The organism is Streptomyces xanthii, assembly GCF_014621695.1.
GTDB lineage: Bacteria > Actinomycetota > Actinomycetes > Streptomycetales > Streptomycetaceae > Streptomyces > Streptomyces xanthii.
Genome location: NZ_CP061281.1, coordinates 6,798,614 through 6,824,766, shown reverse-complemented (window position 1 = coordinate 6,824,766; position 26,153 = coordinate 6,798,614). Strand labels below are relative to the sequence as shown.

Genomic DNA, 26,153 nt, shown 5'->3' with positions numbered 1-26,153 from the left:
CCGGGGGCAGCTCTAGTCTGGTGGCGCACAATCCGTACGAAACGAGCAACAGGAGCCGGCGGATGGATCACAGCGGGCACGGCATGAACATGGATCTGCCGCCGTTCACGCTGGGGCGTGGCCTTGGCTGGTCGGCCGACCCCTTCTTCCTCATCGGCTGCCTCGTCGCCCTCGGCCTGTACGGCTGGGCCGTCGTGCGGCTCGCGCGCCGCGGTGACAAGTGGCCGGTGTCGCGCACCCTGTCGTTCGTCGTGGGCGTGCTGACCATCGCCCTGGTGATGTGCACGAAGCTGAACGACTACGGGATGGTCATGTTCAGCGTGCACATGGTGCAGCACATGGTGATCAGCATGCTGTCGCCGATCCTGCTGCTCATGGGCGCGCCGATCACGCTCGCGCTGCGGGCGCTGCCCGTCGCGGCGAAGCGCGGCAGCAAGGGGCCGCGCGAGCTGCTCCTGATGCTGCTGCACAGCCGCTACATGCGGATCATCACGCATCCCGCGTTCACGATCCCGCTGTTCATCGCGAGCCTGTACGCGCTGTACTTCACTCCCCTCTTCGACTTCCTGATGGGGTCGAAGGTCGGGCACATCGGCATGATGGTGCACTTCCTCGCCGTGGGCCTGGTGTTCTTCTGGCCGATCATGGGCGTGGACCCGGGCCCGCACCGGCCGGGCTACGTGATGCGGATGCTGGAGCTGTTCGCGGGCATGCCGTTCCACGCGTTCTTCGGCATCGCGCTGATGATGGCGAGCAGCACCATGGTGGGCACCTTCGAGAACCCGCCGGCCTCGCTCGGCATCGACCCGCTGGCGGACCAGACGGCGGCGGGCGGCATCGCGTGGGCGTTCAGCGAGGTCCCGTCGGTGCTGGTGCTGCTGGCGCTGCTCTTCCAGTGGAAGAAGTCCGAGGACCGGCAGGCGCGCCGCCAGGACCGCAAGGCGGACCGGGACGGGGACGCGGAGCTCGCCGCGTACAACGCCTACCTGGCCTCGCTGAACACGCGCGGACAGTAGCGCCGCGGCCCGCCGCCGGGTGACTATGGCCTTCTGGCCGCGGTTCGGGCGCCGCACACCGTCGTACGCCGTCCGGGCTGCCGGGAGGAGTGCGCGATGCCCGGATCGACGAAGACGATGGGTGCCTTCACCGTCGGCGGCCTGGTGGCCGTGACCGCGTACACGGTGGCGCTCGGGAGCAACGGCTGGCTCTGGTTCGGCTGGGTCGTGCTCGGCCTGATCACGGTCGCGATGGTGGCCTCGCGCAGCGCCTGAGCCGGCCGCGGTGCCGTCCGGGTCAGAACCGGAAGACGTCCCCGGTCGAGGCCTCCAGCGTGCAGGCGTTCGTGAAGGTTCTGCGCCAGTTGATCGTCCGGCCCGCGAAGGTTCCGTGCGCCGCGGCGGTCACCGGGGCCTGCTCCTCCGTGCAGCGCCACGGCTGCCCCTCCAGCGCGTCCAGGTCTCCCTCGGCGGCGGCCAGCGCGGCGCAGGACTCGGCGGCGTACGGGTGGTGCCCCGCAGGGGCGGGCGTGCACTCCAGGCGGACGCCGCGGGTCCAGGTCTCGCCGTCGCCGGAGACCGTGAGGTACAGGCCGTCCCGGGGTACGGGTTCGGCGGCGCCGGCGGCCGGGGCGACCGCGCCGAGTGACAGCAGCGCGGCAGTGGCGAGGTGCAGGGTCCGCATGCGGGCCTCCCGATACGAGGACGAAGGTGGGACCAGAGCACTCCTCCCACGGCGTCCGGCCAAAGGGACGCGCCGTGCGAACCGGGCAGTGGGCCCGAAAGGGCTCTCGCGCCGTCGCCGGGGATTGACTACTGTGCGCACGCATCACAGCTCTTCATGGGGTGTGCGCACCACATGCGATCCACGGGGGAAGGCGACCGGCGATGTTCTACCGACTGCTCAAGTACGTGCTGCTCGGGCCGCTGCTGCGACTGATGTTCCGGCCGCGGATCGAGGGTCTGGAGCACGTTCCGGACTCGGGCGCCGCGATCGTCGCGGGCAACCACCTGTCGTTCTCGGACCACTTCCTGATGCCGGCGATCCTGAAGCGCCGGATCACGTTCCTGGCGAAGGCGGAGTACTTCACGGGGCCGGGGATCAAGGGCCGGCTGACGGCGGCGTTCTTCCGGAGCGCGGGCCAGATCCCGGTGGACCGGTCGGGCCGGGAGGCGGGCCAGGCGGCGATCCGCGAGGGGCTCGGCGTGCTCGGGCGCGGTGAGCTGCTGGGCATCTACCCGGAGGGCACCCGCTCCCACGACGGCCGCCTCTACAAGGGCAAGGTCGGCGTCGCCGCGATGGCGCTCGGCGCAGGGGTGCCGGTGATCCCGTGCGCGATGATCGGCACGTTCGAGGCGCAGCCGCCGGGCCAGAAGATCCCGAGCCTGCGCCGGGTGACGATCCGCTTCGGCCGCCCGCTGGACTTCTCCCGGTACGCGGGCATGGAGGGCGAGAAGGCGATCCTGCGCGCGGTCACGGACGAGATCATCTACGCGATCCTGGAGCTGTCCGGTCAGGAGTACGTGGACCAGTACGCGGCGGTGGCGAAGGCGGAGGCCGAGGCGGCGGCGAAGTCCCGCAGGTTCCCCCGCATGCCCCTGAGCTGAACCCGCCGTCGCCGGCCGCTCTGCGCTGAGCAGAAAACGCTGGGTCCCGCGGTGGGGCCGCGCATACGGTCACGGCATGAAGACGGCACTGGTGATCGGTGGAGCGGGACAGATCGGGCGGCCCGCGGTGCGGGCGCTCGCGGAGGACGGCTGGGCGGTGACGGCGGCCTCGCTGAGCGGGAACCGGGACGCGGCGTGGCCCGACGAGGTGCGCTCGGTGCGGCTGGACCGGGACGACGACGCGGCCCTGGCCGCCCTGGTCGGCGACGGCGTGGACGTGGTCGTGGACATGGTGGCGTTCGAGCCGCGGCACGGGCGGCAGCTCGCGGCGCTGGCGGGGCGGATCGGCTCGGCCGTGGTGGTCTCCAGCGGAGCGGTCTACGAGGACGAGCAGGGCCGGGGCTTCGCGACGCAGGAGGAGCCGGACGGGATGCCGGTCTATCCGGTGCCGATCCCGGAGACCTGGCGGACGGTGGCCCCCGCCGACGAGGGGTACGGGCCGCGCAAGGTGCGGATCGAGCAGGATCTGCTGGCGCTGGGCGAGAAGCTGCCCACGACGGTGATCCGGGCGTCGGCGGTGCACGGCCCGCACTGCCGCACCCCGCGCGAGCTGTACTTCGTGAAGCGGAACCTGGACGGGCGGCGCACGCGCGTGCTGGCGTACCGCGGCGAGTCCCGCTTCCACCCGGCGAGCGTGTACAACCTGGCGGAGCTGGTCCGGCTGTCCGCGCGGCGCCCCGGGTCGCGGGTGCTGAACGGGGCGGACCCCGACTCCCCCACGGTCGCCGAGATCGGCGCCATGATCGACGCGCTGATGGACGTCGAGACCGAGACCGTGCTGCTCGACGGCGCTCCGCCGGCACCGACCGTCGGGGACAACCCGTGGGGCATGCCGAACCCGGTGCTGATGGACATGACGGCGGCCCGCGAGGAGCTCGGCTACACGCCCGTCACCACGTACGCGCAGGCGCTGCCGGAGACCGTGGAGTGGCTGACGCGGCGCTTGGCGGAGGAGCCGGACTGGACGGTGGGCTTCCCGAAGATGGTGCGGAACTACACGACGGGCCTGTTCGACTACGCGGCCGAGGACGCCTGGCTCGCGTCGCGCGGCTGAGCCGCGGGCGCACACGCGACCGGCCCGGTCCCCGCCGTGACGGCGGGGACCGGGCCGGTCGTGTGCGTGGTGCTCAGCGATCCGTCACGGCTTGGGCGTGGCGTGCGGGGCGCACGTCACGTCCTTGCTGTCCACCTTGCCCGTGAGCAGGTAGGTGTCGACCCGGTCGTTGATGCAGGGGTTCGTCAGGCCCGTGACGCCGTGCGAGCCGGCGTCCTTCTCGGTGATGAGACGGGAGCCCTGGAACCGCTTGTGCAGCTCGACGGCGCCGTCGTACGGGGTGGCGGCGTCGCGCTCCGACTGCACGATGAGGACCGAGGGCAGACCCTTGCCGGTCTTCACGTTCAGCGGGGTCTGCTGCTTGGTCTTCCACGTGGCGCACGGCAGGTTCATCCACGCATTGGCCCACGTCATGAACGGGTACTGCTTGTGCAGCTCCGTGTTGTCGCGGTCCCAACGCTGCCAGCTGGTCGGCCACTTGGCGTCGGCGCACTCCACGGCCGTGTAGACCGCGTTGCCGTTCTCGGAGGACGCGTTGCCCTTGGTGTCCGACATGTCGGGGGCGGCGGCGTCGACGAGCGCCTGGGTGTCACCGGCGACGTACTTGCTCCACACCTGGGCGGTGGGCACCCACGCCGAGTCGTAGTACGGCGCGCTCTGGAAGAAGCTGATGAGCTCGGCCGGGCCGACGACCCCGCCGATGGGGCTCTTCTTCGCGGCCGCGCGCAGGGTCTCCCACTGCTTCTGGACCTTGTCGCGGGTGTCGCCGAGGTGGAAGGTCGCGTCGTTCTTGGCGACCCAGTCCTGCCAGTCCTTCCAGCGGCCCTCGAAGGCGATGTCCTGGTTCAGGTTCGCCTGGTACCAGATGTTGTCCTTCGCCGGGTTGACGACGGAGTCGACAATCATGCGGCGGACGTGGCCCGGGAAGAGGGTGCCGTAGACGGCGCCGAGGTAGGTGCCGTACGAGACGCCCAGGTAGTTGAGCTTCTTCTCGCCGAGGGCGGCACGGATGACGTCGAGGTCACGCGCGGTGTTCGGCGTCGTCATGTGCGGCAGCATCTCGCCGCTGCGCTCGTAGCAGCCGTCCGCGTACTCCTTGGCGAGCTTGCGCTGGGCAAGCTTGTCCGCCTCGGTGTCGGGGACCGGGTCGGCCTTGGGCGCCTTGACGAACTCCTGCGGGTCGATGCAGGAGATCGGGGCGGAGTGGCCGACACCACGCGGGTCGAAGCCGACGAAGTCGTACGCCTTCGCCATCTTCGCGTAGATCGGGTTCTTGTTGGTCACGCGCGTCGGGAAGCGCATGCCCGAACCGCCGGGGCCGCCCGGGTTGTAGACGAGGGCGCCCTGGCGCTCGTCCTTGGTGCCCGTGCTGCCGACACGGTCGACGGCCAGCTTGATCTGCTTGCCGTTCGGCTTGGCGTAGTCGAGCGGGACGGTGACCCAGCCGCACTGGATCGGCGAGGCCAGACCCCAGTCGGCGGGGCAGTCCTTCCAGTCGATGCCCTGCTTCTCCGCGCGCGCGGCGGCCAGAGCGGCTCCGCGTGCCTCGCGGTCGTAGGACGTCTGACCGCTCTTCTGCGGCGCCGCGTTGGCGGCGGGGGCGCTGACCGCGCCCGCTATCAGCGCCGCGGCCGCAAAGGCGCCCGCGGAGCCGATCACCACCTTCCGGCTGCCGCGACTCGTCTGTCGAGTCCGTCTCAAGTGAGCCCTCCCGCACATCGATTCGATCGTTACGTCGATCGTGTTGCTGATCGGTAGCCGGATCCTGTCGTGCGCGCGGGACTTCGAACAGGGTTGACGGGCGTTCTTTACCAATCCGATAAACGGTATAACTCGTCCCGGTCAGCGGTCAGGTGAGCCGGGCCAGCGCCAGGTCGAGCGTCCGGCGCAGCCGCAGCCCGTCCGGCGCGACGGCGGTGACCAGCACGGCGGGGCCCGCGAGCGGGGTCAGCGCGGCCGTCCCCGACTCGCCGAGCAGGCAGGCCGCCGGCTTGTCCCGGTCGAAATCGGGACGTACGACCACCAGTTGCCCCAGTGCCCGGTGGCCCGCGAGGACGGCGGGACCGTCCCAGCCCCCGGGCGCGCCGGGGCCACAGGCCAGCTCCTGGTCGAGCAGCGGCCGGCCCGCGCGCCACACGGTCAGACGGCCGGCGAGGCGTCCTGGTTGCTCGCCGGCCCGGCCCAGCATCTGTTCCTCGCGCAGCACGAGGTGGGCGCCGGGTGCGAGTTCCGCGCGCGTGGTGACGCGCAGGTCGCTGCCGCCGGCCGAGATCAGCTGCTCGGGCAGCCAGTCGAGGCGGGCCCCGTCCGCGACCGTGAGCCGTACGTCCTGGCGGGCCTCGCCCCCGGACTGGCCGGGCAGCGCGATCGTCGCGGCGACCGATCCGACGTGCAGGTGAGCACCCTCCTCCGCGTGCGCCTCGAACGTGCAGTGGTCGCCGCCGAGGGGGCCGCCCATCGCGCCGACCAGCAGGACGCGGGCCTGCGCCCCGGCGCCGCGGGTGCGGCGCAGGGCGAACGAGCCCTCGCTCTCCAGGACCGGCAGGGCCGTGCCGCCCCGGCCGTCACCGCGCGCGACGACGCGGGCGACGGACCGGACGCCGGCCCGGGCCTGATGAGTGCTCACGCGGCGGTCCAGGCGGCGATGCGCTCCCGGACCCAGCCGGCCACCTCGCCGACGCCGCCCTCGGCGCGCAGCGACTGGAAGACGACAGGGAGCTCGCCCCGCTGCTTCTCGGCGTCGGCGGACATCCGGTCGAGGTCGGAGCCGACATGGGGGGCGAGGTCGGTCTTGTTGACGACGAGGAGGTCGGCGGTGGTGACCCCGGGGCCGCCCTTGCGCGGGATGTCGTCGCCGCCCGCGACGTCGATGACGAAGATCTGGGCGTCGACGAGGCCCTTGGAGAAGGTGGCGGTCAGGTTGTCGCCGCCGGACTCGACGAGGACCAGGTCGAGCGGGCCGACCTCGTCCTCCAGGTCCTCGACGGCCTCCAGGTTGGCGGAGATGTCGTCGCGGATGGCGGTGTGCGGGCAGGCGCCGGTCTCCACGGCGGTGATCCGCTCGGGCGGCAGGACGGCCTCGCGCAGCAGGAACTCGGCGTCCTCGCGCGTGTAGATGTCGTTCGTGACGACGGCGAGGGACAGTTCGTCGCGCAGGGCGCGGCACAGGGCGGCGACGGTGGCGGTCTTGCCGGAACCCACGGGCCCGCCGAGCCCGATGCGCAGGGCGCGCCGATTCCCGTCGGGGCGCCGGGCATCGGCGGAGACGGCGGACGCGTCGTCGTGAGAGTGACCAAGGTGCATGACGTTCTTCAACTCCAATGAGACAGGCCCCCAGCCCGTCCGGCGCTTGAGGACGAGGCCGTTCAGGCCGACGGGGGTCCGGGGACGCAGCCCCGGTTCAGTGACGGACAGCCGGCAACGGACACACCGCTAGGACGCGAACAACCGCACAGCCCAAGCGGCGTGCGCCTCCGCGCTGATCTCCAGCAGCGGCGCCGACCCGGCGGGTAGCACGCCGACCCCGTCGTCGACGGCCGACCGGGCCGCGTCCACCGCGCTCCGCACGACCACATCCAGCTCGGGGGCGAGCCGGGCCAGCACACGGGTCGCGTCGAACGGGTCGAGGCTGAGCAGGCGTACGACGGCGGTCGCGGGCCCTCCGACCCCTTCGTACGCGGAGCAGTACGCGGCGTCCTCGGGGCCGAGTCCGGCGGCGCGGGCGGCGAGGCCGAGCACGACGGGCTGGTGGGCTCCCTTGGGGAACTTCGCGGCCAGCGCGTCGAGTTCGGGGTCCGGCCAGGTGGCGCGGGCGGCCCGCATCAACTGCCGGCCGAGTCTGCGGGCGGCGGTGCGCAGGGCTTCCGAGGGGGTACGGGCGTCGGCCGCGGTGTCGAGCGCGACGGGGTCGACACCGAGCGCGGCGGCCGCGGCGATGGCCGCCGCGGCCAGACCGCTGGTGTGCAGCCGGCCGCGGCAGAACTCCTCCAGGCTCGCGGCGTCGGTGATGCGGCCCGCCTTGACGGCGGCCTCCGCCCCGCCGGAGTGGGCGTGCCCTCCGGCGGGGAAGCGGCCGTCGGCCAGGACGAGCAGGGCGGCGCGTGTCATGAGGCGGGCACACGTCCCTCAGAAGAGGAAGTACCGCTGGGCGAGCGGCAGTTCCGTGGCCGGTTCGGGCTCGACGAGCTCCCCGTCGATGGTCACCGCGAACGAGTCCGGGGCGACCTCGACGCGGGGCAGCGCGTCGTTGTTGACCATGTCAGCCTTGGTGCGGCCGCGCGTCGAATGGATCGGAACGAACCCGCGCCCGAGACCGAGGCGCTCCGGCAGCCCGTCCTCGATCGCCGCCTCGGCGACGAAGTTGAACGAGTTGGCGGCGGGCGCCGCGCCGCGGGCTCCGAACATCGGGCGCGGCAGCACGGGCTGCGGGGTGGGGATGGAGGCGTTGGCGTCGCCCATCTGCGCGTAGGCGATCTGGCCGCCCTTGAGCACCACCTGCGGCTTCACGCCGAAGAACTTCGGGTCCCACAGCACGAGGTCGGCGAGTTTGCCGCTCTCGACGGAGCCGATCTCGTGCTCGATGCCCTGGGCGATCGCCGCGTTGATCGTGTACTTGGCGACGTAGCGGCGGGCGCGGGCGTTGTCGGCGCGGATGTCTCCGGGCAGGAAGCCGCGGCGGCGCTTCATCACGTGCGCGGTCTGCCAGGTGCGCATGATGACCTCACCGATGCGGCCCATGGCCTGCGAGTCCGAGGACATGATCGAGATGGCGCCGAGGTCGTGCAGGATGTCCTCGGCCGCGATGGTGGTGGGCCGGATGCGGGACTCGGCGAAGGCGAGGTCCTCCGGCACGGCCGGGTTGAGGTGGTGACAGACCATCAGCATGTCGAGGTGTTCCTCGACGGTGTTGACGGTGTGCGGCCGGGTCGGGTTGGTCGAGCTCGGCAGCATGTGGGGCAGCGACACGGCGGTGATCATGTCGGGTGCGTGGCCGCCGCCCGCGCCCTCGACGTGGAAGGCGTGCAGGGTGCGTCCGGCGACGGCGTCGAAGGTGTCCTGGACGAATCCGGCCTCGTTCAACGTGTCGGTGTGGACGGCCAGTTGGGCGCCCGACTCCTCACAGACGTCGAGGCAGGCGGAGATCACGGCGGGGGTGGCGCCCCAGTCCTCGTGGATCTTGAAGCCGAGGATGCCCGCGCGCAGCTGGTCGCGCATGGACTCCTTCGACATCGTGTTGCCCTTGCCGAGGAAGCCGATGTTGACGGGACTGCGCTCCATGGCGGCGAACATCCGGGCCAGGTGCCAGGATCCGGGCGTGACGGTGGTCGCCTTGCTGCCCTCGGCGGGTCCGGTGCCACCGCCGATCAGGGTGGTGACGCCGGCGGCGAGGGCCTCGTCGACGATGGTCGGCGAGATGAAGTGGATGTGCGTGTCGATGCCGCCGGCGGTGAGGATCTTGCCGTTGCCGGCGAGGACCTCGGTCTCGGGTCCGATGACGAGGTCGGGGTGGACGCCGTCCATCGTGTCGGGGTTGCCGGCCTTGCCGATACCGGTGATGCGGCCGTCGCGGATGCCGATGTCGGCCTTGACGACGCCCCAGTGGTCGATGATGACGGCGCCGGTGACAACGGTGTCCGGGGTGCCTTCGGCGCGGGTGGCGCGCGACTGCCCCATGGACTCGCGGATGACCTTGCCGCCGCCGAACACCGCCTCGTCGCCGGAACGGCCGGGGCCGCCCGAGCGGTCCTCCTCGATCTCGACGAGCAGGTCGGTGTCGGCGAGCCGGATCCGGTCGCCGGTGGTGGGGCCGAACAGGTCGGCGTAGGCGGCGCGGGACAGTTCAGGCATCGAGGGGACCTCCGGTCTCACCGCGCAGGCCGGGGACGACGCGGCGGCCGGCGAGAGGAACGAGCTCGACGTCGACGGGGATGCCGGGCTCGAAGCGGACGGCCGTGCCGGCGGCGATGTTGAGCCGCCGGCCGCGGGCCGCGGCACGGTCGAAGTCGAGGCCGGGGTTGGCCTCGGCGAAGTGGTAGTGGGAGCCGACCTGGACGGGCCGGTCGGCGGCGTTGAGCACCGTCATACGTATGACGTCGCGGCCCTCGTTGACCACGACGGGCGCGTCGGCATAGAAGATCTCTCCGGGAATCAAGGTGTCGTCCGCTCCCGTCAGATGATCGGCTCGTGCACGGTGACGAGCTTCGTCCCGTCGGGGAACGTCGCCTCGACCTGGACGTCGTGGATCATCTCGGGAATGCCGTCCATGACGTCGTCCCGGGTGAGCACCTTGCGTCCGGACGCCATGAGTTCGGCGACGGTGCGGCCGTCGCGGGCGCCTTCGAGGATGTGCGAGGTGAGGAGCGCGATCGCCTCGGGGTGATTGAGCCTCACCCCTCGGGCGCGGCGCTTCTCGGCCACATCGGCGGCCACATGGATGAGCAGTCTTTCCTGCTCGTGCGGGGTCAGTTGCACGCGTCCCACCTCAGTCCTTCACTCCGGACCGTGCGGGGCCCGGCTGCCGCGGCCACCGCGACGGGGTAACCAGCACTCATAGATGTAACACACATCTAATGTGCGCGATCTTGCGCACCCCGGATACGAAAACCCCTGGTGACGTGGGCCGGAAGGCTAGTACCGAGGAGTTTCAACGAGGTTAACCGTCGCTTGACCGTCCCATTGCCGGGACAAGGTGAGCCGCTGACCAACCGGGCCCTAACGGACCTCGGGACCCCGGTGTTCCGCGGCGATGCCGAAGCTCTGCCGTTCGCCCGGAGCGGACGACAGAGAACCCAGACGAGCGACGGACGAGATGACGGGCTCCTCCGCGGAGTCCCCCGCCGGACCGTCGAACTCCTGGAGTCGCTCCAGGTCGGCGGCCGATACGAGGGCGACGAGCGGCTTGCCGTGCCGGGTGACGACGACGCGCTCGCCGCCGTACACCACGCGATTGATCAGATCGGCGAGCTCAGCCCTCGCTTGCGTCACCGGAATCTCGTAGGCCATGCTCCCCATCGTACGTCATGTACGTCCTGTACATTTTTTACAGGAAGCCGCCCGGCACCACCGGGGCGACCCCCTACGAGCAGCGGAGGCGCGACCGCCATGACCCGTCCGACCAGCCGTTACGTCCTGCCGGAGTTCACCGAGCGCACGAGCGCGGGACAGCGCACGCTCGACCCCTACTCGAAGCTCCTGGAGGAGCGCATCGTCTTCCTCGGGACACCGATCGACGACACGTCGGCGAACGACGTGATGGCGCAGTTCATGCATCTCGAGCACCAGGCGCCCGACCGGGACATCGCCCTGTACATCAACTCCCCCGGCGGCTCGTTCAGCGCGATGACCGCGATCTACGACACGATGCGGTTCGTCAGCTGCGAGGTGGCGACGACCTGCCTGGGGCAGACCGCCTCGGTGGCGGCCGTACTGCTCGCGGCCGGGGCGCCGGGCAAGCGGACGATGCTGCCGGGCGCCCGCGTGGTGCTCGACCAGCCGGCCCTGCCGGAGCCGGTCCAGGGGCAGCCCACCGACCTGGAGATCCAGGCGCGGGAGATCGTGCGGATGCGCGAGCAGTTGGAGGAGATGCTCGCGCGGCACTCGTCCCGGACTCAGGACCAGGTGCGCGCGGACATCGAGCGGGACACGGTCCTCACGGCCGAACAGGCCCTGGAGCACGGCCTGGTGGACCACGTCGTACAGAGCCGCAAGACCTCGGCGCCGGGCGCGCCCGGGCGGAGGTGACAGGTCGATGTACCCACCCGAACTGCCGCCCCTGCCCGCGCTGACCCGGGCCGAGTGCGAGCTGATCGACCGCTATCTGGAGGTGGTCGACCTGATCGCGCGGATCAATCCGGCGCGGGGCGACGACACCTATCGGGGGCTGCGCGCGGCACAGGCCCTCGTCAGCCGGGCCACCGAACTGCGGGACGCGCTCGACCTGATGCACCGACGGGGCGAGAGTCAGGTCCACGCCACCACCCTCGCCCGCGCGCTGCGGGTCCTCGACGGCGAGAGGCGGACACAGAGGGTCACTTTGCCGCCCGAAACGGTCGGTTGAGGTCCTCCGCGGTCATCGAAGGCCCGATCCGGCTCGAACCGTCTGCGGGGCGACCCAAACGAGCCAGAAGAGGTACCCCCGTTCGGCGTAGACGTTCATACGTGAAGAGGGGCCGACAGAGTTGCGCCCGTGCTGTAGGCGCGCAGCGGAATCTATGGTTCCGCCGCTGGTACGGGCATGGTCGGCCCCCTCGGCCGAAGATCGAATGCCGCACTGTCCACCTGAACGGATCAAGCGTGAGGAGCCTCACTTACCGCTGGTTCAGCTCGGATTTCACGACACGAGTGCGTCAAGATCCCTTCCGACGACAAGCCCCCGCCACAGCGGCGGGGCGGTCCGTGCGGACGCCGAGTCCTGCCGCCGCACGGATGCCAGGTCGACAGAAGTGCATCGGCAGGAGTGGAGGACCCAGGCACGACGGGCCGCCGCCGCAGCTCAGCCGGAGTTGCGGACGAGGGGCCCTTGGGGTGAAGCCGTGATCACGCGGCCGGGCATCTTCGCCAGTCCGAACCCGACAGGTCATCCTTCGCAGGCGGTTGACGAAGGGTTGCGCATGACTGCGCTCAATCGTGTTCCGTCGCTGCTCAGCCGGGCCGGTACCGCCTCGGCCCTCACCCTCGCGGTCGCCGGAGCGGGGCTCATGGTCCCCGGCGCGGCGTCCGAGGCCTCAGCGGCCACGGCCTCGGCCAAAGCACTGCAGATCGCGGCTTCGAAGAAGGGAGCGCCCTACAAATGGGGCGCCACCGGGCCGCACCGCTTCGACTGTTCCGGCCTGACGCTCTACTCGTTCAAGCGCGCGGGCAAGAGTCTGCCCCGCACCGCCGCCCAGCAGTACAACAAGACCCGTCATGTCTCGGCCTCCACCCGCAAGCAGGGTGACCTGGTGTTCTTCCATTCGGGCCGCAGCGTCTACCACGTCGGCATCTACGCCGGGAAGGGACGCATCTGGCACTCCCCGAAGACCGGGGACGTCGTGCGCCTGCAGAAGATCTGGACGAAGAGCGTCTGGTACGGCCGGGTGCGCTGAGGCCCGCCGCACGGCCGCCCGGGGGTCGTGGAGGGTTGAGACCCGCGCCGGCGGTTACCCATGCGTCATGGACGACGAGCGCAACGAGACGCCGCTGGAGCGGGCCGACCGCAACTTCGGTGAGCTGCTGCAGGAGCTGCGCGTCATGCAGACCGGGGTGCAGTTCCTGTTCGCCTTCCTGCTCACCCTCGCGTTCACGGCCCGCTTCCCGTCCCTGGACACCACGCAGCGGGCCACGTACGTGACGACGCTGCTGCTCGCGGTCCTGGCGGCCGCGCTGCTGACCGCCCCGGCGGCCGTGCACCGCGTCCTGTTCCACCTCGGTGCGAAGCCGCAGATCGTGCGGGTGTCCTCACGGCTCGCGGCCTGCGGCATGGGGGCGCTCGTGCTCGCCCTGAGCGCTTCGGTGCTCCTGGTGGTCGACGTGACGCTCAACCGGGCCGCGGGCATCGCGGCGGGCGTGGGCACCTTCATGGTGTGCGCGGGCCTGTGGGCGGTCATGCCGTGGCTGCTGCGGCGGGCGCTCGTCAGGCGGCGGGCGGCTCCATCAGGAGAAGAGGCGCCAGAAGGACCAGAGCGCTCCCCGTGACGGTCCCGACGGCCCGTGCGGTGCGCGGCCGCCGCAGCCACCGCCCGAGCCGGTCATGGCGTCGCGGACCTCCGCGACGCCGGCCGGGATGCGCCGGCTGGATCCCGGTGAGCTGAGCCGGACGATCTCGGTGGTGTGGCGGGCCGACGAGGCGCGTCCGGCCGTGGCCGCGTTCCGGGCGCCGCCGCGCGGGGCGTCCGGGCGGCCCGCCGCGTGCTGGGGTTCCGAGAAGGGGGGGCGCGGGTCAGTACACGGCCGTCGGTGCCGCGGTGACCCACGGCAGGGCGATCCACACGGTCTTGCCGCCCTCGGGGGTCGGGGCGACCGAGAGTCTGCCGCCGCACTCCGCGGTGAGACACCGGATGATCACCATGCCCCGGCCGTTGTCCTGCTGGACGGCGGCGGGCAGGCGCTTGGGATAGCGCGGGTGGCTGTCGGTGACGCCGATGCGCAGGTGCTCGTCGCGCTCCAGCTCGAGGTCGACGGTGAACGTGGGTGACTGCCCGCGGGTGTGCTGCACCGCGTTGGTCGCGAGCTCCGAGACGATCAGGCGGACCGTGTCGGCGGTGTCGCAGTCCACCGGCATGCCCCATTCGGTCAGCACGGTGGCGACGTAGGAGCGGGCGGCCGACACCGATGCGGGGTCGCTCGGCAGCGTGACGGATGCTTCCTGGTGATCTGCCATGGCGACGTCGTCCCTTTCCCGCCGGGGCCGCTTGTCCGGCACTCGCGGATCTCTCGCGCGCGGCCCCCGACTGCTTCGCGCCAGAGTGCCACTTGGGCCTGCTCACGGGCAGCCGATCCCCCAAGATATGCATATATCTGTCGCTCGAAGCGGTGAACTCTACGACGGTAGACCGTATTTGGGCGGGCGCACGCGGGGTGTTCTACCGTCGTGCGGGTGAGCGCAGCCGAACGGGCCGGGAGGACGCGGCCGCCGCGCCGCGAAGCCTGAGGAGTCAGCATGAAATACGGTCCCGCGGTGCGGCGCCGCAAGCTGGGCGCCGAGTTGCGCGCGCTGCGGGTGAGCGCCGGGCTCACCAGTGGCGAGGCGGCCCGGCTCGTGGGCTGGCACCAGTCGAAAGTGAGCCGGATCGAGACGGGCCGCAGTGGCGTGAAGCCGTCGGACGTGCTGTTGCTGCTCGACGCGCTGGAGGCCAGGGACCCCCGGTTGCGCGAGCTGCTGGTCGCGCTGGCCGGCGGTGACGACGCGGGCGTCCAGCACTGGTGGCACGCCTATCGGGGCCTGTTGCCGCCCTCGTACCGGGACTTCATCAGCCTGGAGTCGCAGGCCTGCCGCATCCGCACGCTGGAGACGAGCGTGGTGCCGGGGCTGTTACAGACGCCGGAGTACGCGCGCGCGGTGACGCGTTCGGTGCTCGCCGGGACGCCGGAGCAGCACATCGACGCGCTGGTGGAGGTGCGGCTCGCGCGGCAGGACGTGCTGCGGGCGGACCCGCCGCTGGAGCTGACCGCCGTGCTCGACGAGGCGGTGCTGCGGCGCGTGGTGGGCGGACCGGGGGTGCTGGAGGGGCAGTTGGCGTGGCTGGTGGAGGCGGCGCGGCTGCCGCATGTCCGGATCCAGGTGCTTCCGTTCACGGCGGGCGGGCACATCGGCCTGACCGGACCGTTCGTAGTCTTCTCGTTTCCGAACACATCCGATCTGGATGTGGTCGTCCTCGACCATTTGACGAATAGCCTCTATCTCGAGCGGAAAGAAGACCTCAGGGCGTACGCACACGCCTTCGACGCTCTCCTGCTCCACGCACTTCCGCCCGATGACTCGCTGGAATTCATCGCACAGATCGCCGGACAGGCGAGGACGCCGACGCCTCGCGCTGCCCCGGCGCTGGGTAAGGAGGCACCATGACCGCTCCCCCTCGGCACGGTCCCACCGTCCCCACCACCGCGCTCCTGGGCGCCGCGCGATGGCGCCGCAGCAGCCGCAGCACGGGTGCCAACAACTGTGTCGAGACGGCCCGGCCGAACGGCCGGGCCGTGGCCGGGCGGCTCGCCGTCCGCGACTCCAAGGACCCGGCCGGGCCCGCGCTCCTGTTCACCCCCACCGCGTGGGAGGGGTTCATCGACTCCCTGCGGTGAACGCCCCGGCGGGCGCCGTGCGGCTGATCACCCCGACGGCCTCGGCGATCTGATCCTGCGTCAGGTCGGCACGGGCGGTCAGCCGCAGCCGGGAGATCCCGTCGGGCACGGACGGCGGCCGGAAGCAGCCGACCGACAGGCCGGCCTCCCGGCAGTCCGCCGCCCAGCGCACGGCCTCGTGCGGCGAGGGTGCCCGCACGGAGACGACCGCCGCCTGGGGCGCGACGGCCGTGAGCCCCTCCGCGACGAGCCTCTCGTGCAGCGCCCTCGCGACCTGTCCCGCCTGCCGCGCGAGTTCGGGCCGCGCCCGCAGCAGTTCGAGCGCGGCGAGGGCGGCGCCCGCGGCGGCCGGTGCGAGTCCCGTGTCGAAGATGAACGTACGGGCCGTGTTGATCAGGTGGTCGATGACGCGGGCCGGACCGAGGACGGCGCCGCCCTGGCTGCCGAAGGACTTGGACAGGGTGACGGTCACGACGGTGTCCGCGGCGCCCGCGAGACCCACCGCGTCCGCGGCGCCCCGCCCGCCCGCGCCGAGGACACCGAGCCCGTGCGCGTCGTCGACGATCAGTCCGGCCCCGAACTCCCGTGCGGCATGGGAGAGTTCCGACAACGGAGCCTGGTCGCCGTCGACCGAGAAGACGGTGTCGGACACCACCACGGAGGGCCCGTCGTGGGTCGACAGCGCCTTGCGGACGGCCTCGGGGTCGGCGTGCGGTACCACCTGAGTGGTCCCGCGCGCGAGCCGGCACCCGTCGATCAGCGAGGCGTGGTTGCCCGCGTCGGACACGATCAGCGAGCCGTGCGGGGCGAGCGCCGTGACGGCGGCGAGATTGGCCGCGTAGCCGGAGGACAGGACCAGCGCGGACTCGAAGCCGCAGAACGCGGCGAGCTCCCGCTCCAGCCGTGTGTGCAGTTCAGTGGTGCCGGTGACGAGACGGGAACCGGTGGCTCCGCCGCCCCAGCGCCGGGCGGCGCGCGCGGCGCCCTCGACGACCTCGGGGTGCCGGGCCAGGCCCAGGTAGTCGTTGCTCGCGAGGTCGAGGAGCGGGGAGTCCGCGGGGCGGGGGCGCAGCGTGCGCACGAGCCCGGCGGCCTCACGGCCGCGGCGCTGACCGTCGATCCAGTCGAACGCGAAACCGTCGGAAGAAGAGTGGGCTGCGGCCATGACTCCCTCGTTGCGCAGAGGACGCTTTGTAGGTAATGCACAGACCCTAGCCGCCCCGCCACCGGGTCAGGATGTGGTGATACCCACACGTCGAACGACACGCTTTGTACGAAGTCTCCTTTCGCGGGAGCGGTGCCATAGGTCAGGATCTGAGGCCATGGACCTGCTGAACACGCTGGTGGACAAGGGGCTTCGGCGCGAGCTGCCGAGCCGTGAAGAGGCGCTCGCCGTACTGGCGACGTCGGACGACGAACTGCTCGATGTGGTGGCCGCGGCCGGGAAGGTGCGCCGCCAGTGGTTCGGCCGCCGGGTCAAGCTCAACTACCTGGTGAACCTGAAGTCGGGCCTGTGCCCGGAGGACTGCTCCTACTGTTCGCAGCGCCTCGGCTCCAAGGCGGAGATCCTCAAGTACACGTGGCTCAAGCCGGACGAGGCGTCCAAGGCGGCGGCCGCCGGTGTCGCGGGCGGCGCGAAGCGCGTCTGCCTGGTGGCGAGCGGTCGCGGGCCCACGGACAAGGACGTCGACCGGGTCGCCAAGACCATCGACGCGATCAAGTCGGAGAACGAGGACGTCGAGGTCTGCGCCTGCCTCGGGCTGCTGTCCGACGGCCAGGCCGAGCGGCTGCGCACGGCGGGCGCCGACGCGTACAACCACAACCTGAACACGTCCGAGGCGACGTACGCCGGCATCACCACGACGCACACCTACGCGGACCGCGTCGACACCGTGCAGAAGGCGCACGCGGCGGGGCTCTCCGCCTGCTCGGGCCTGATCGCGGGCATGGGCGAGAGCGACGAGGACCTCGTCGACGTGGTCTTCGGGCTGCGTGAGCTGGACCCGGACTCGGTGCCGGTGAACTTCCTGATCCCGTTCGAGGGCACGCCGCTCGCCAAGGAGTGGAACCTGACGCCGCAGCGCTGCCTGCGGATCCTCGCCATGGTGCGGTTCGTCTGCCCGGACGTCGAGGTGCGGATCGCGGGCGGGCGCGAGGTGCACCTGCGCTCGATGCAGCCCCTGGCGCTGAACATCGCGAACTCGATCTTCCTGGGCGACTACCTGACCAGCGAGGGCCAGGCCGGCAAGGCCGACCTCGACATGATCGCGGACGCCGGTTTCGAGGTCGAGGGCACCGACCAGGTGACCCTGCCCGAGCACCGCACGGAGGCGGGCTGCGGCTCGGTGTGCGGTACGGAGCCGGACAGCGGCTGCGGTTCGCACGAGGCCGAGGCCGGCTGCGGTTCGCACGCGGCCGGCGGGGGCTGTGGTTCCCACGCGGCCGAGGCAGCCCCCCGGGAGCCCGCGGCGTCCGAGGCCCGCACGGACCTGGTCGCGGTGCGCCGTCGTGGCGCGGGGACGGACCTCGCCCCCAATGCCTGATCAGCCCTCCGATCCGCGCGTGAGCGAGCTCCTCGCGCTCGACCGGCAGCACGTCTGGCATCCGTACGGGCCCATGCCGGGCCGGCAGGAGCCCCTGGTCGTCGAGTCGGCGGCCGGGGTGCGGCTGCGGGTCGCCGGGCACGGGGAGCTGGTGGACGGGATGTCGTCCTGGTGGTCGGCGATCCACGGCTACCGGCACCCCGTCCTGGACGAGGCCGCCCGCGGTCAGCTGGACCGGATGAGCCACGTCATGTTCGGCGGGCTCACGCACGAGCCCGCCGTGCGGCTCGCGGAGCGCCTTGTCGACATGTCGCCCGACGGCCTGGAGCATGTCTTCCTCGCCGACTCGGGTTCCGTGTCGGTCGAGGTCGCGCTCAAGATGTGCCTGCAGTACTGGCGTTCGCTGGGCCGGCCCGAGAAGCACCGGATGCTGACCTGGCGCGGCGGCTACCACGGCGACACCTGGCAGCCCATGTCCGTGTGCGACCCCGAGGGCGGCATGCACGGGCTGTGGGCGGGCGTGCTGCCCCGCCAGTTGTTCGCCGACGCGCCGCCGGCCGCGTACGAGGAGTCGTACGCGGAGCATCTGCGGGACATGATCGGGCGGCACGCGCACGAGCTGGCGGCCGTGGTCGTCGAGCCGGTGGTGCAGGGCGCGGGCGGCATGCGCTTCCACTCCCCCGCGTATCTGCGGGTGCTGCGGGAGGCGTGCGACGCGCACGACGTACTGCTCGTCTTCGACGAGATCGCGACCGGTTTCGGCCGCACGGGCACGCTGTTCGCCGCGGAGCAGGCCTTGGTGACACCGGACGTGATGTGTGTCGGCAAGGCGCTGACCGGCGGATACATGACGATGGCGGCGACGCTGTGCACGCCCCGGGTCGCCGACGGGATCTCCCGCGGCGAGGTCCCGGTCCTCGCGCACGGCCCGACGTTCATGGGCAACCCGCTGGCGGCGGCCGTCGCCTGCGCCTCGATCGATCTGCTGCTCGGCCAGGACTGGCAGGCGGAGGTCAAGCGGATCGAGACCGGTCTGCGGGACGGTCTGGCCGGGGCGGCGGAGCTTCCCGGTGTCACGGACGTACGCGTCCTGGGCGCGATCGGGGTCGTGCAGCTGGACCACGAGATCGACATGGCGGCGGCGACGCGGGCGGCGGTGGCGGAGGGCGTGTGGCTGCGGCCGTTCCGCGACCTCGTGTACACGATGCCGCCGTACGTCACGGGTGACGAGGATCTGGCACGGATCGGCCGTGCGGTGCGCGCCGCCGCGCGGGAAGGGTGAACGGAGCGGACATGACGGTACTCGTGGTCTCGGGGACCGGGACCGAGATCGGCAAGACGGTGACGACGGCGGCGGTGGCCGCGGTCGCGCTGCGGGCGGGCCGTTCGGTGGCCGTGCTCAAGCCGGCGCAGACCGGTGTCGCGCCGGGTGAGCCGGGTGACGTCGACGACGTCGTGCGGCTCGCCGGGGCGCGGGTGACGGGTCTCGAACTGGGGCGCTATCCGGAGCCGTTGGCCCCGGGGACTGCGGCGGCGCGCGCCGGGATGGCTCCGGTGCGGCCGGCCCAGGTCGCCGAGGCCGCCGAGAAGCTGGCCGCCTCGCACGATCTGGTGCTGGTCGAGGGGGCGGGCGGGCTGCTCGTCCACTTCGACGCGGAGGGGTCGACGCTCGCGGACGCGGCGCGGCTGCTCGGGGCGCCGGTGCTCGTGGTGGCGGCGGCCGGGCTCGGCACGCTGAACTCCGTTCAGTTGACGGCGGAGGCGTTGCGGGCGCGGGGGCTGGAGCAGGCCGGGGTCGTCATCGGGTCCTGGCCCGGCGCCCCCGGGCTCGCGGAGCGCTGCAATGTGGCGGACCTGCCCCAGGTGGCCGGGGCCGGGCTCCTGGGCGCGGTCCCCGAGGGGGCCGGGGCTCTGGCGCCGGCTGATTTCCGGGCTCGGGCCGGGTCCTGGGTCGGGGCCGCGCTGGGCGGGACTTGGGACGCCGAGGAGTTTCGCGCCGCTTCGGCCGGCTGAGCCCCGGCCGGTCGCGGAGGGGGCGACAGCCGCCCGGTGTCGGAGGACAATTCGGAGTGCAGGCGGCAGCTCGTGCTCTGGAGGTCGGTATGACGGGTCGGGGGCGGCAGGACGCGGTGCGCCATCCGTGGTTCGCGCGGTTCTACGCACGGTTCAGCGTGCGGGCCGAGCCCGCGATGGCGCCCGTCCGCCGGGAGTTGCTGGACGGGCTGTCGGGACGCGTGCTGGAGGTCGGGGCCGGGAACGGGCTGAACTTCGGGAACTACCCGGCCGCCGTCTCCGAGGTCGTCGCGATCGAGCCGGAGCGTGAGCTGCGGGCCCTCGCGGTCGAGGCGGCGCTGCGGGCGGAGGTCCCGGTCGATGTCGTGCCGGGGGCGGCCGAGGCGCTGCCCGTGAAGAGCGAGGCGTACGACGCCGTCGTGGTGTGTCTGGTGCTGTGCAGCGTGCGGGACGTGGAGCGGTCGCTGTCCGAGGTGCGCAGGGTGCTGCGGCCGGGCGGCGAGGTGCGGTTCTTCGAGCACGGGCAGGCGCCGGGGCACGGGATGCGCCGGGTGCAGGGTGTCCTCGACAGGACCGTGTGGCCGCGCCTGTTCGGCGGCTGTCACGTGGGGCGGGACGCGGTGGCGTCGGTGCGCGCGGCCGGTTTCGAGGACATCGACCACCGTGAACTGCTGATGCCGGAGCGCGGGCCGAGGCTGCCGACCTCGTACTGCGTGCTCGGCACGGCCCGCCGGCCGATGGCCACTTCGGCCTAGGGCGCGTCCTGGCGGTCCAGGTGGTTCACAGGCTCCACTTGCGCAGTTCCTTCTCGATGTCGTGGACGGTCGCGGCGCCGTCCTTGACGAGCCGCGCCAACTCGCGGACCTGCTCGGGCGAGATGACGACCTTGAGGCCGCTGGCGACGAGGTAGGCGTAGGCGACCGCGGAGGCGAACATCGCGTTCGACCGCTCCAGCGCCGGTACGTGGATGAGGAGTTGGAGCAGCGCCGCCGCCCGGGCGTGGGGTGTCACGTAGACGGGGATGTCGAAGATCTCCGCGGAGTGGCGGGCCACGGCCGCGACGAGGGCGCCCCAGTCGGAGACCTGGGGGTCGCCCGGGGTCTTCTGCTCGGCGATCATGAGCAGCCAGGCGAGATCGACGGTCAGGTGCGAGGGGTTGCGCGGTTCAGTCAACGGGACGGTGCCGGCCTTCGCTGTCGGTGCCGAACTCCTCGGCGAACACGGTCTCGTACTGCTTCATGAAGTCGGCGGCCGCGTCGACGAACGTACGGCCGAGCTCGCCCGCGTCGCGCCGGACCAGCTCCTCGATGTATCTGTTCACGCTCATGCCCCGGGCCAGCGCGCGCTCCCGGGCCGCGCGGGCGGTGTCCTCGTCCACCCGCACGTTCAGCTGCGTCTTCGCCATGCTTTCAAGCTAGCGCCGCGGCGCTAGCACCGGCAAGGGCGGCCTGGAGCGCCTTTCACGGGGGGCGTCCCGTCCGGCATGTGAAAACCGGCGGCGCCCGGCGGGCCGCCGGTGATGGGATCGCCGTATGAGCGATCTTCACATCCGGGCCGCGGGCCCCTCCGACGTGACCGCCGTCCTCGCCTTCTGGCGCACGGCGGCGGAAGGCACGAGCATCAGCGACGACCGCGCGGGCGTGGACCGTCTGGTCGCGCGGGACCCCGAGGCGCTGCTGCTCGCCGAGCGGGACGGTGTGCTGGTGGGGACGGTGATCGCCGGTTTCGACGGGTGGCGCTGCCATCTGTACCGGCTCGCGGTGTCGCCGGAGGCGCGGCGTCAGGGCATCGGCTCGGCACTGCTCGCGGCGGCCGAGGAGCGGTTCGCGGCGCTGGGCGGGCGGCGCGGCGACGCGATGGTGCTCGACCGCAACGAGCGGGCGCACCACGCGTGGCGGGCGGCCGGCTACGCGCCGGAGCCGCAGTGGTCCCGCTGGGTGAAGCCCCTGACCGACGGCTGAGAAGCGGGCTGCTTTGCCGATCCTTTACTATGGCGTGGTCCGTCGAAACTTCTGCGAAAGGTGTGAGCGTCCGCCCATGGGCGAGCCTCCCAGTACCCGGCCCCTCCCTCCGCACGGTCCCCGTGATCGCGCGCCCCTCCCGTCACTGGCCGAAGATGGGACGGAGGTGACCCGATGACCGAAGTGCTCCTGCTCGCCGTCGCAGTACTCCTATCGCTGGCCTGCGGCGCCTTCGTGGCGGCGGAGTTCTCCCTCACGACCGTCGAGCGCAGTGATCTCGAAGCGGCCGTGGAGCGCGGCGAGCGCGGCGCCGCCGGCGCCCTCAAGGCCGTACGGAACCTGACCTTCCAGCTCTCCGGCGCCCAGCTCGGCATCACCGTGACCAACCTGGTCGTCGGCATGCTCGCCGAGCCGTCCATCGCCAAGCTCATCGCGGGCCCGCTCGAGGCCGTCGGCGTGCCGAGCTCGGCGTCGACGTCGGTCGCGCTGGTCCTCGGCACCGCCCTGTCGACCGTGTTCCTCATGGTCGTCGGCGAGCTGGTCCCGAAGAACTGGGCGATCTCCTCGCCGCTGGCCGTGGCCAAGCGCGTGGCGACACCGCAGCGCTGGTTCAGCGCGGCCTTCCGCCCGTTCATCACGCACCTGAACAACACCGCGAACCGGCTGGTGCGGCGCCTCGGCGTCGAGCCCACCGAGGAGCTGGCCTCCGCGCGCGGCCCCCAGGAGCTGATGGCGCTCGCCCGGCACTCCGCCAAGGAGGGCGCCCTGGAGGCCGACACCGCCGAGCTGTTCGTGCGCACCCTGAACCTGGCCGACCTGACCGCGGAGAACGTGATGACCCCGCGCGTCCAGGTGATGGCCCTGGACCTGCAGGCCACCTGCGAGGACGTGGCGAACGCGACACGGGCCACCGGCCTGTCCCGCTTCCCCGTCTACCGCGGCAATCTCGACTCGGTCGTCGGCGTCGTGCACATCAAGGACGTGCTCGCCGTGCCCGACGACCAGCGCGCCCGCAAGAGCGTGTCCGACCTGCTGCGCGAACCGCTGCTGGTCCCCGAGACGCTCACCGTGGACCGGCTCCTCGACCGGCTGTCCGGCAAGCGCACGATGGCCGTCGTCATCGACGAGTACGGCGGCACCGCAGGCGTCGCGACGCTGGAGGACATCGTCGAGGAGGTCGTCGGCGAGGTGCGGGACGAGCACGACCCGCACGAGACGCCGGACATCGCCGCCGCGGGCACCGACGAGGACGGCCGCACGCTGTACTCGGCCGACGGCGCCGCCCGCACCGACCGGCTCGCCCGGGTCGGACTGCGGGTGCCCGACGGCCCGTACGAGACGCTGGCCGGCCTCGTGGCGACCGAGCTGGGCCGGATCCCCGGCGTCGGCGACAGCGTCGAGGTCGCCGGATGGCGGCTCGACGTCGTCGACGCGCACGGGCACCGCGCCGCGCGCGTGCTGCTGCACGCGCCGGCCGCCGGGACCACGGAGGACACCACGAAGGGGGCGCGACGATGACCGCGATCCAGCTGCTGATCGGCCTGGCGACGCTGGTCGTCAACGCGTTCTTCGTCGGCGCCGAGTTCGCCCTGATCTCGGTGCGCCGCAGCCAGATCGAGCCGCACGCCGAGGAGGGCGACCGGCGGGCCCGCAGCGTCCTGTGGGGGCTGCAGCACGTGTCGGCGCTGCTCGCCGCGGCGCAGCTCGGCATCACGCTGTGCACCCTGGTGCTCGGCATCGTGGCCGAGCCGGCCATCGCGCACCTCCTGGAGCCGGTGTTCGACGCGGTCGGGGTGCCGCACGGACTGATCCACCCGATCTCGTTCGTGATCGCCCTGTCGCTCGCGACGTATCTGCACATGCTGCTCGGCGAGATGGTCCCCAAGAACATCGCGCTCGCCGAGCCGGTGCGCTCGGCGCTGGTGCTCGGCCCGCCGCTGGTGGCCCTGGCGCGCGCCCTGCGCCCGGTGATCTTCGCGATCAACGCCTTCGCGAACGCCCTGCTGAGGCTGCTCAGGGTGGAGGTCAAGGACGAGGTGGCGGCGACGTTCTCGGACGACGAGCTCGCCCGCATGGTCAAGGACTCCTCCGACGCGGGGCTGATCGACGACCGCGCCCAGGAGCGGCTCCACGACGCCCTGGAGCTGGGCCGCCGCCCCGTCAAGGACGTCGTCCTCCCGCTGGAGAAGGTCGTCTACGCGCGCGTGGGCGTCACTCCGGAGCAGTTGGAACGGCTGTCCGCCGAGTCGGGCTTCTCGCGTTTCCCCGTCGTGGACGAGGGCCGGCGCATCGTCGGCTACCTCCATGTGAAGGACGCGCTGGACGCGACGCCGCGCGACCTGCCGTTCCGGGTGCCGGACATGCGGTCCATCGCGCGCGTGCGGGAGACGACGCCGCTCGACGACGTGCTCACCGCGATGCGCGGCAGCCGCACGCACGTGGCCGCCGTGCTCGGCGCCGACGGGCGGCTCGCGGGCCTGGTGACCATGGAGGACGTACTGCGCGAGCTGTTCGGACAGCCCGCCTGACACCACGGGCGAGCTGTTCGGACAGTAGGCCTGACACCGCTCGGCCGCGTCGGTCCCGTCCCGCGAGGGACGGGGCCCGCGCACCGGGATACGATCTCTGGCGCCATGCAGATGAACGTCAAGTACACCAGCCTCGTCGCGGTCGGCGACTCCTTCACCGAAGGCATGTCGGACCGGCTGCCGGACGGCTCGTACCGCGGCTGGGCCGACCTCCTGGCCGGCCGGATGGCTGCCCGGGACCCGGGGTTCCGGTACGCCAACCTCGCCGTGCGCGGCAAGCTCATCGGGCAGATCGTCGACGAGCAGGTCGACGTCGCCGCCGCGATGCGGGCCGACGTCGTCACCCTCGTGGGCGGCCTGAACGACACGCTGCGTCCCAAGTGCGACATGGGCCGGGTGCGCGGGCTGCTCACCGAGGCCGTGGAGCGGCTCGCCCCCTCCTGCGAGCAGCTCGTGCTGATGCGCAGCCCCGGGCGCAACGGCCCGGTCATGGAGCGGTTCCGGCCGCGCATGGAGGAGCTGTTCACGTGCATCGACGAGCTCGCGGAGCGGCACGGCGCCGTGGTCGTCGACCTGTACGGGGCGCCGGTCCTCGGCGAGCAGCGGATGTGGGACGTGGACCGGCTGCACCTGACCGCCGAGGGGCACGAGCGGGTGGCCGAGGCCGTGTGGCAGGCGCTCGGGTATCCGCCGGAGTCCGACTGGCGTGCGCCGCTGGCCGCGGCGGCGCGGCCGAACTGGGCCGCGCGGCGCGTGGCCGACGCGCGGTTCGCGAAGCAGCACCTCGTGCCGTGGATCGGGCGGCGCCTGACGGGCCGCTCGTCGGGTGACGGACTCGCGCCCAAGCGCGGGGAGCTCGCGCCGTACGGGGAAGCCTCGGCGCCCTCCGACTCGTAACGCCCCCGCGCCCCTGGGCAGCCGCCTTATTCTGCCCGCATGGCGCAGTCCGAGGGGTTCGTGGGGAACGCGGGATCCAAAGGGTCCGAGGGGTCGGAGGGATCCAAGGGGTCCGAAGAGTTCAACGGGGTCGAGGTGCGCGCGTTCCCGGACGCGGCGGCCTTCGACGACTGGCTCAGCGCGCATCACACGCGCGGCGAGGGCCTGTGGGTGAAGGTCGCGAAGCGGGCCTCGGGGATCGCGTCGGTCACGGACGACGAGCTGGTCGACGTGGGGCTGTGCTGGGGGTGGATCTCCGGGCAGCGGCGCGGCCTGGACGACCGCTACTACCTCCAGAAGTACGTGCCGCGCCGGCCGCGCAGCATGTGGTCGCAGGTGAACGTCGACAAGGTGGCGGAGCTGGCGGCCGCGGGCCGGATGCGGGAGCCGGGGCTCGCCGAGGTCCGGCGGGCGCAGGAGGACGGCCGCTGGGACCGCGCGTACGCGTCACAGGCGACGGCCACGGTTCCGGACGATCTGGCGGCGGCGCTCGACGCGGAGCCGGCCGCGCGCAGGGCGTTCGACGCGCTCGACCGGACCGCCCGCTATCTGACCCTGCTGCCCCTCCTCCAGGCCACGACGCCGGAGGCGCGCAGGACGCGGCTGGAGCGGGCCGTGCGGGCCCTCGCCGCAGCGGGGCCCGCCGACGCGGGCTGATCGGGCCGACTTGTGCACGCGCCCGA

32 protein-coding genes, 1 pseudogene and 1 riboswitch are annotated in these 26,153 nt (G+C 72.2%); of the genes and pseudogenes, 19 read left to right on the top strand and 14 right to left on the bottom strand.

Annotation, left to right across the window (positions count from 1 at the left end; all coding sequences use genetic code 11):
* The first annotated feature begins 62 nt into the window (after positions 1–62).
* Together IAG42_RS30865 and IAG42_RS30860 are read left to right on the top strand one after the other, a co-directional pair.
* A complete protein-coding gene (locus IAG42_RS30865) occupies positions 63–1,016 on the top strand; it encodes a cytochrome c oxidase assembly protein (protein ID WP_188340238.1) in 954 nt (317 codons plus the stop codon).
* A 96-nt stretch (positions 1,017–1,112) separates the two neighbouring features.
* Positions 1,113–1,271, top strand: a complete 159-nt coding sequence (locus IAG42_RS30860) for a hypothetical protein (protein WP_188340237.1) — start codon at positions 1,113–1,115, stop codon at positions 1,269–1,271.
* Positions 1,272–1,293: 22 nt separating this feature from the next.
* Here the strand turns inward: IAG42_RS30860 and IAG42_RS30855 are convergent, their stop codons facing one another.
* A complete protein-coding gene (locus tag IAG42_RS30855) occupies positions 1,294–1,680 on the bottom strand; it encodes an SSI family serine proteinase inhibitor (RefSeq protein ID WP_188340236.1) in 387 nt (128 codons plus the stop codon).
* Positions 1,681–1,883: 203 nt separating this feature from the next.
* Between IAG42_RS30855 and IAG42_RS30850 the strand changes: the two genes are divergently transcribed.
* Both IAG42_RS30850 and IAG42_RS30845 read left to right on the top strand, forming a co-directional pair.
* Positions 1,884–2,603: a lysophospholipid acyltransferase family protein gene (locus IAG42_RS30850; protein ID WP_188340235.1), complete on the top strand. Its 720-nt coding sequence runs from the start codon at positions 1,884–1,886 to the stop codon at positions 2,601–2,603.
* A 76-nt stretch (positions 2,604–2,679) separates the two neighbouring features.
* Positions 2,680–3,717 (top strand): NAD-dependent epimerase/dehydratase family protein, encoded by a 1,038-nt coding sequence (locus IAG42_RS30845; protein WP_188340234.1) that lies wholly within the window; start codon positions 2,680–2,682, stop codon positions 3,715–3,717.
* An 84-nt stretch (positions 3,718–3,801) separates the two neighbouring features.
* On the opposite strand, the gene IAG42_RS30840 is transcribed toward IAG42_RS30845, so the two are convergent.
* The 8 genes from IAG42_RS30840 to IAG42_RS30805 form a co-directional block, all read right to left on the bottom strand.
* Positions 3,802–5,436 carry an alpha/beta hydrolase gene (locus tag IAG42_RS30840; protein ID WP_188340233.1) on the bottom strand — a complete coding sequence of 545 codons (1,635 nt, stop codon included), beginning with the start codon at positions 5,434–5,436 and terminating at the stop codon, positions 3,802–3,804.
* Between the two features lie 130 nt (positions 5,437–5,566).
* Positions 5,567–6,343 (bottom strand): urease accessory protein UreD, encoded by a 777-nt coding sequence (locus IAG42_RS30835; protein ID WP_223206217.1) that lies wholly within the window; start codon positions 6,341–6,343, stop codon positions 5,567–5,569.
* Positions 6,340–7,020 carry an urease accessory protein UreG gene (gene ureG / locus IAG42_RS30830; protein WP_188340232.1) on the bottom strand — a complete coding sequence of 227 codons (681 nt, stop codon included), beginning with the start codon at positions 7,018–7,020 and terminating at the stop codon, positions 6,340–6,342. The genes IAG42_RS30835 and ureG overlap by 4 nt, the downstream gene beginning before the upstream one ends.
* A gap of 129 nt (positions 7,021–7,149) precedes the next feature.
* Positions 7,150–7,824 (bottom strand): urease accessory protein UreF, encoded by a 675-nt coding sequence (locus tag IAG42_RS30825; protein WP_188340231.1) that lies wholly within the window; start codon positions 7,822–7,824, stop codon positions 7,150–7,152.
* An 18-nt stretch (positions 7,825–7,842) separates the two neighbouring features.
* The gene (locus tag IAG42_RS30820) at positions 7,843–9,564 is read right to left on the bottom strand and encodes an urease subunit alpha (protein WP_188340230.1); all 1,722 of its coding nucleotides are present in this window, start codon (positions 9,562–9,564) and stop codon (positions 7,843–7,845) included.
* On the bottom strand, positions 9,557–9,868 hold the full coding sequence (locus IAG42_RS30815; protein WP_188340229.1) for an urease subunit beta: 312 nt from the start codon (positions 9,866–9,868) through the stop codon (positions 9,557–9,559). The genes IAG42_RS30820 and IAG42_RS30815 overlap by 8 nt, the downstream gene beginning before the upstream one ends.
* Before the next feature lie 17 nt (positions 9,869–9,885).
* Positions 9,886–10,188 carry an urease subunit gamma gene (locus IAG42_RS30810; RefSeq protein ID WP_188340228.1) on the bottom strand — a complete coding sequence of 101 codons (303 nt, stop codon included), beginning with the start codon at positions 10,186–10,188 and terminating at the stop codon, positions 9,886–9,888.
* A gap of 240 nt (positions 10,189–10,428) precedes the next feature.
* Positions 10,429–10,719, bottom strand: coding sequence for a type II toxin-antitoxin system Phd/YefM family antitoxin (locus IAG42_RS30805; RefSeq protein ID WP_188340227.1), 291 nt, complete (start codon positions 10,717–10,719; stop codon positions 10,429–10,431).
* A 99-nt stretch (positions 10,720–10,818) separates the two neighbouring features.
* Here IAG42_RS30805 and IAG42_RS30800 point away from each other — a divergent pair, with 99 nt between their 5' ends.
* The 4 genes from IAG42_RS30800 (at position 10,819) to IAG42_RS30785 (ending at position 13,389) form a co-directional block, all read left to right on the top strand.
* Positions 10,819–11,457, top strand: coding sequence for an ATP-dependent Clp protease proteolytic subunit (locus tag IAG42_RS30800; protein ID WP_188340226.1), 639 nt, complete (start codon positions 10,819–10,821; stop codon positions 11,455–11,457).
* A 7-nt stretch (positions 11,458–11,464) separates the two neighbouring features.
* On the top strand, positions 11,465–11,773 hold the full coding sequence (locus IAG42_RS30795) for a hypothetical protein (RefSeq protein ID WP_188340225.1): 309 nt from the start codon (positions 11,465–11,467) through the stop codon (positions 11,771–11,773).
* A gap of 422 nt (positions 11,774–12,195) precedes the next feature.
* Positions 12,196–12,323, top strand: a riboswitch (cyclic di-AMP (ydaO/yuaA leader).
* Between the two features lie 3 nt (positions 12,324–12,326).
* Positions 12,327–12,800: a C40 family peptidase gene (locus IAG42_RS30790; RefSeq protein ID WP_188340224.1), complete on the top strand. Its 474-nt coding sequence runs from the start codon at positions 12,327–12,329 to the stop codon at positions 12,798–12,800.
* Positions 12,801–12,867: 67 nt separating this feature from the next.
* Positions 12,868–13,389 carry a DUF6328 family protein gene (locus tag IAG42_RS30785; RefSeq protein WP_188340223.1) on the top strand — a complete coding sequence of 174 codons (522 nt, stop codon included), beginning with the start codon at positions 12,868–12,870 and terminating at the stop codon, positions 13,387–13,389.
* On the opposite strand, the pseudogene IAG42_RS38620 reads toward IAG42_RS30785, so the two are convergent.
* Both IAG42_RS38620 and IAG42_RS30780 read right to left on the bottom strand, forming a co-directional pair.
* Positions 13,340–13,444 (bottom strand): annotated as a pseudogene (locus tag IAG42_RS38620) (LysE family translocator); the annotation flags it as partial. The gene IAG42_RS30785 and the pseudogene IAG42_RS38620 overlap by 50 nt on opposite strands.
* 189 nt (positions 13,445–13,633) lie before the next feature.
* A complete protein-coding gene (locus IAG42_RS30780; protein WP_188340222.1) occupies positions 13,634–14,074 on the bottom strand; it encodes an ATP-binding protein in 441 nt (146 codons plus the stop codon).
* 279 nt (positions 14,075–14,353) lie between these two features.
* Here IAG42_RS30780 and IAG42_RS30775 point away from each other — a divergent pair, with 279 nt between their 5' ends.
* Both IAG42_RS30775 and IAG42_RS30770 read left to right on the top strand, forming a co-directional pair.
* Positions 14,354–15,259, top strand: coding sequence for a helix-turn-helix domain-containing protein (locus tag IAG42_RS30775; RefSeq protein WP_188340221.1), 906 nt, complete (start codon positions 14,354–14,356; stop codon positions 15,257–15,259).
* A complete protein-coding gene (locus IAG42_RS30770; protein ID WP_188340220.1) occupies positions 15,256–15,489 on the top strand; it encodes a DUF397 domain-containing protein in 234 nt (77 codons plus the stop codon). Before IAG42_RS30775 ends, IAG42_RS30770 begins: the two co-directional genes overlap by 4 nt.
* Here IAG42_RS30770 and IAG42_RS30765 read toward each other — a convergent pair.
* The gene (locus IAG42_RS30765) at positions 15,470–16,654 is read right to left on the bottom strand and encodes an 8-amino-7-oxononanoate synthase (RefSeq protein ID WP_188340219.1); all 1,185 of its coding nucleotides are present in this window, start codon (positions 16,652–16,654) and stop codon (positions 15,470–15,472) included. The genes IAG42_RS30770 and IAG42_RS30765 overlap by 20 nt on opposite strands.
* 157 nt (positions 16,655–16,811) lie before the next feature.
* Between IAG42_RS30765 and bioB the strand changes: the two genes are divergently transcribed.
* From bioB to IAG42_RS30745, 4 genes are all read left to right on the top strand, one after another.
* Complete coding sequence (bioB, locus tag IAG42_RS30760) at positions 16,812–18,032, top strand: biotin synthase BioB (RefSeq protein ID WP_188340218.1); 1,221 nt, start codon at positions 16,812–16,814, stop codon at positions 18,030–18,032.
* Positions 18,025–19,314 carry an adenosylmethionine--8-amino-7-oxononanoate transaminase gene (locus IAG42_RS30755; protein WP_188340217.1) on the top strand — a complete coding sequence of 430 codons (1,290 nt, stop codon included), beginning with the start codon at positions 18,025–18,027 and terminating at the stop codon, positions 19,312–19,314. The genes bioB and IAG42_RS30755 overlap by 8 nt, the downstream gene beginning before the upstream one ends.
* 11 nt (positions 19,315–19,325) lie before the next feature.
* Positions 19,326–20,045, top strand: a complete 720-nt coding sequence (gene bioD / locus IAG42_RS30750; protein ID WP_188340216.1) for a dethiobiotin synthase — start codon at positions 19,326–19,328, stop codon at positions 20,043–20,045.
* An 89-nt stretch (positions 20,046–20,134) separates the two neighbouring features.
* Positions 20,135–20,800: a class I SAM-dependent methyltransferase gene (locus tag IAG42_RS30745; protein ID WP_188340215.1), complete on the top strand. Its 666-nt coding sequence runs from the start codon at positions 20,135–20,137 to the stop codon at positions 20,798–20,800.
* A gap of 25 nt (positions 20,801–20,825) precedes the next feature.
* Here the strand turns inward: IAG42_RS30745 and IAG42_RS30740 are convergent, their stop codons facing one another.
* Both IAG42_RS30740 and IAG42_RS30735 read right to left on the bottom strand, forming a co-directional pair.
* Complete coding sequence (locus IAG42_RS30740) at positions 20,826–21,164, bottom strand: fic family toxin-antitoxin system, toxin component (protein WP_188341684.1); 339 nt, start codon at positions 21,162–21,164, stop codon at positions 20,826–20,828.
* 46 nt (positions 21,165–21,210) lie between these two features.
* Entirely contained in the window at positions 21,211–21,450 is a 240-nt protein-coding gene (locus IAG42_RS30735; protein WP_188340214.1) for a toxin-antitoxin system HicB family antitoxin, read from the bottom strand.
* 127 nt (positions 21,451–21,577) lie between these two features.
* Here IAG42_RS30735 and IAG42_RS30730 point away from each other — a divergent pair, with 127 nt between their 5' ends.
* The 5 genes from IAG42_RS30730 to IAG42_RS30710 all read left to right on the top strand — a co-directional run bounded on the left by IAG42_RS30730 (position 21,578) and on the right by IAG42_RS30710 (position 26,127).
* Positions 21,578–22,006 (top strand): GNAT family N-acetyltransferase, encoded by a 429-nt coding sequence (locus IAG42_RS30730; RefSeq protein WP_188340213.1) that lies wholly within the window; start codon positions 21,578–21,580, stop codon positions 22,004–22,006.
* Between the two features lie 174 nt (positions 22,007–22,180).
* Positions 22,181–23,524, top strand: a complete 1,344-nt coding sequence (locus IAG42_RS30725; protein ID WP_188340212.1) for a hemolysin family protein — start codon at positions 22,181–22,183, stop codon at positions 23,522–23,524.
* Positions 23,521–24,534: a hemolysin family protein gene (locus tag IAG42_RS30720; RefSeq protein ID WP_188340211.1), complete on the top strand. Its 1,014-nt coding sequence runs from the start codon at positions 23,521–23,523 to the stop codon at positions 24,532–24,534. Before IAG42_RS30725 ends, IAG42_RS30720 begins: the two co-directional genes overlap by 4 nt.
* A 105-nt stretch (positions 24,535–24,639) precedes the next feature.
* A complete protein-coding gene (locus IAG42_RS30715) occupies positions 24,640–25,431 on the top strand; it encodes an SGNH/GDSL hydrolase family protein (protein ID WP_188340210.1) in 792 nt (263 codons plus the stop codon).
* 39 nt (positions 25,432–25,470) lie between these two features.
* Positions 25,471–26,127, top strand: coding sequence for a YdeI/OmpD-associated family protein (locus tag IAG42_RS30710; protein WP_188340209.1), 657 nt, complete (start codon positions 25,471–25,473; stop codon positions 26,125–26,127).
* Positions 26,128–26,153: the final 26 nt, after the last annotated feature.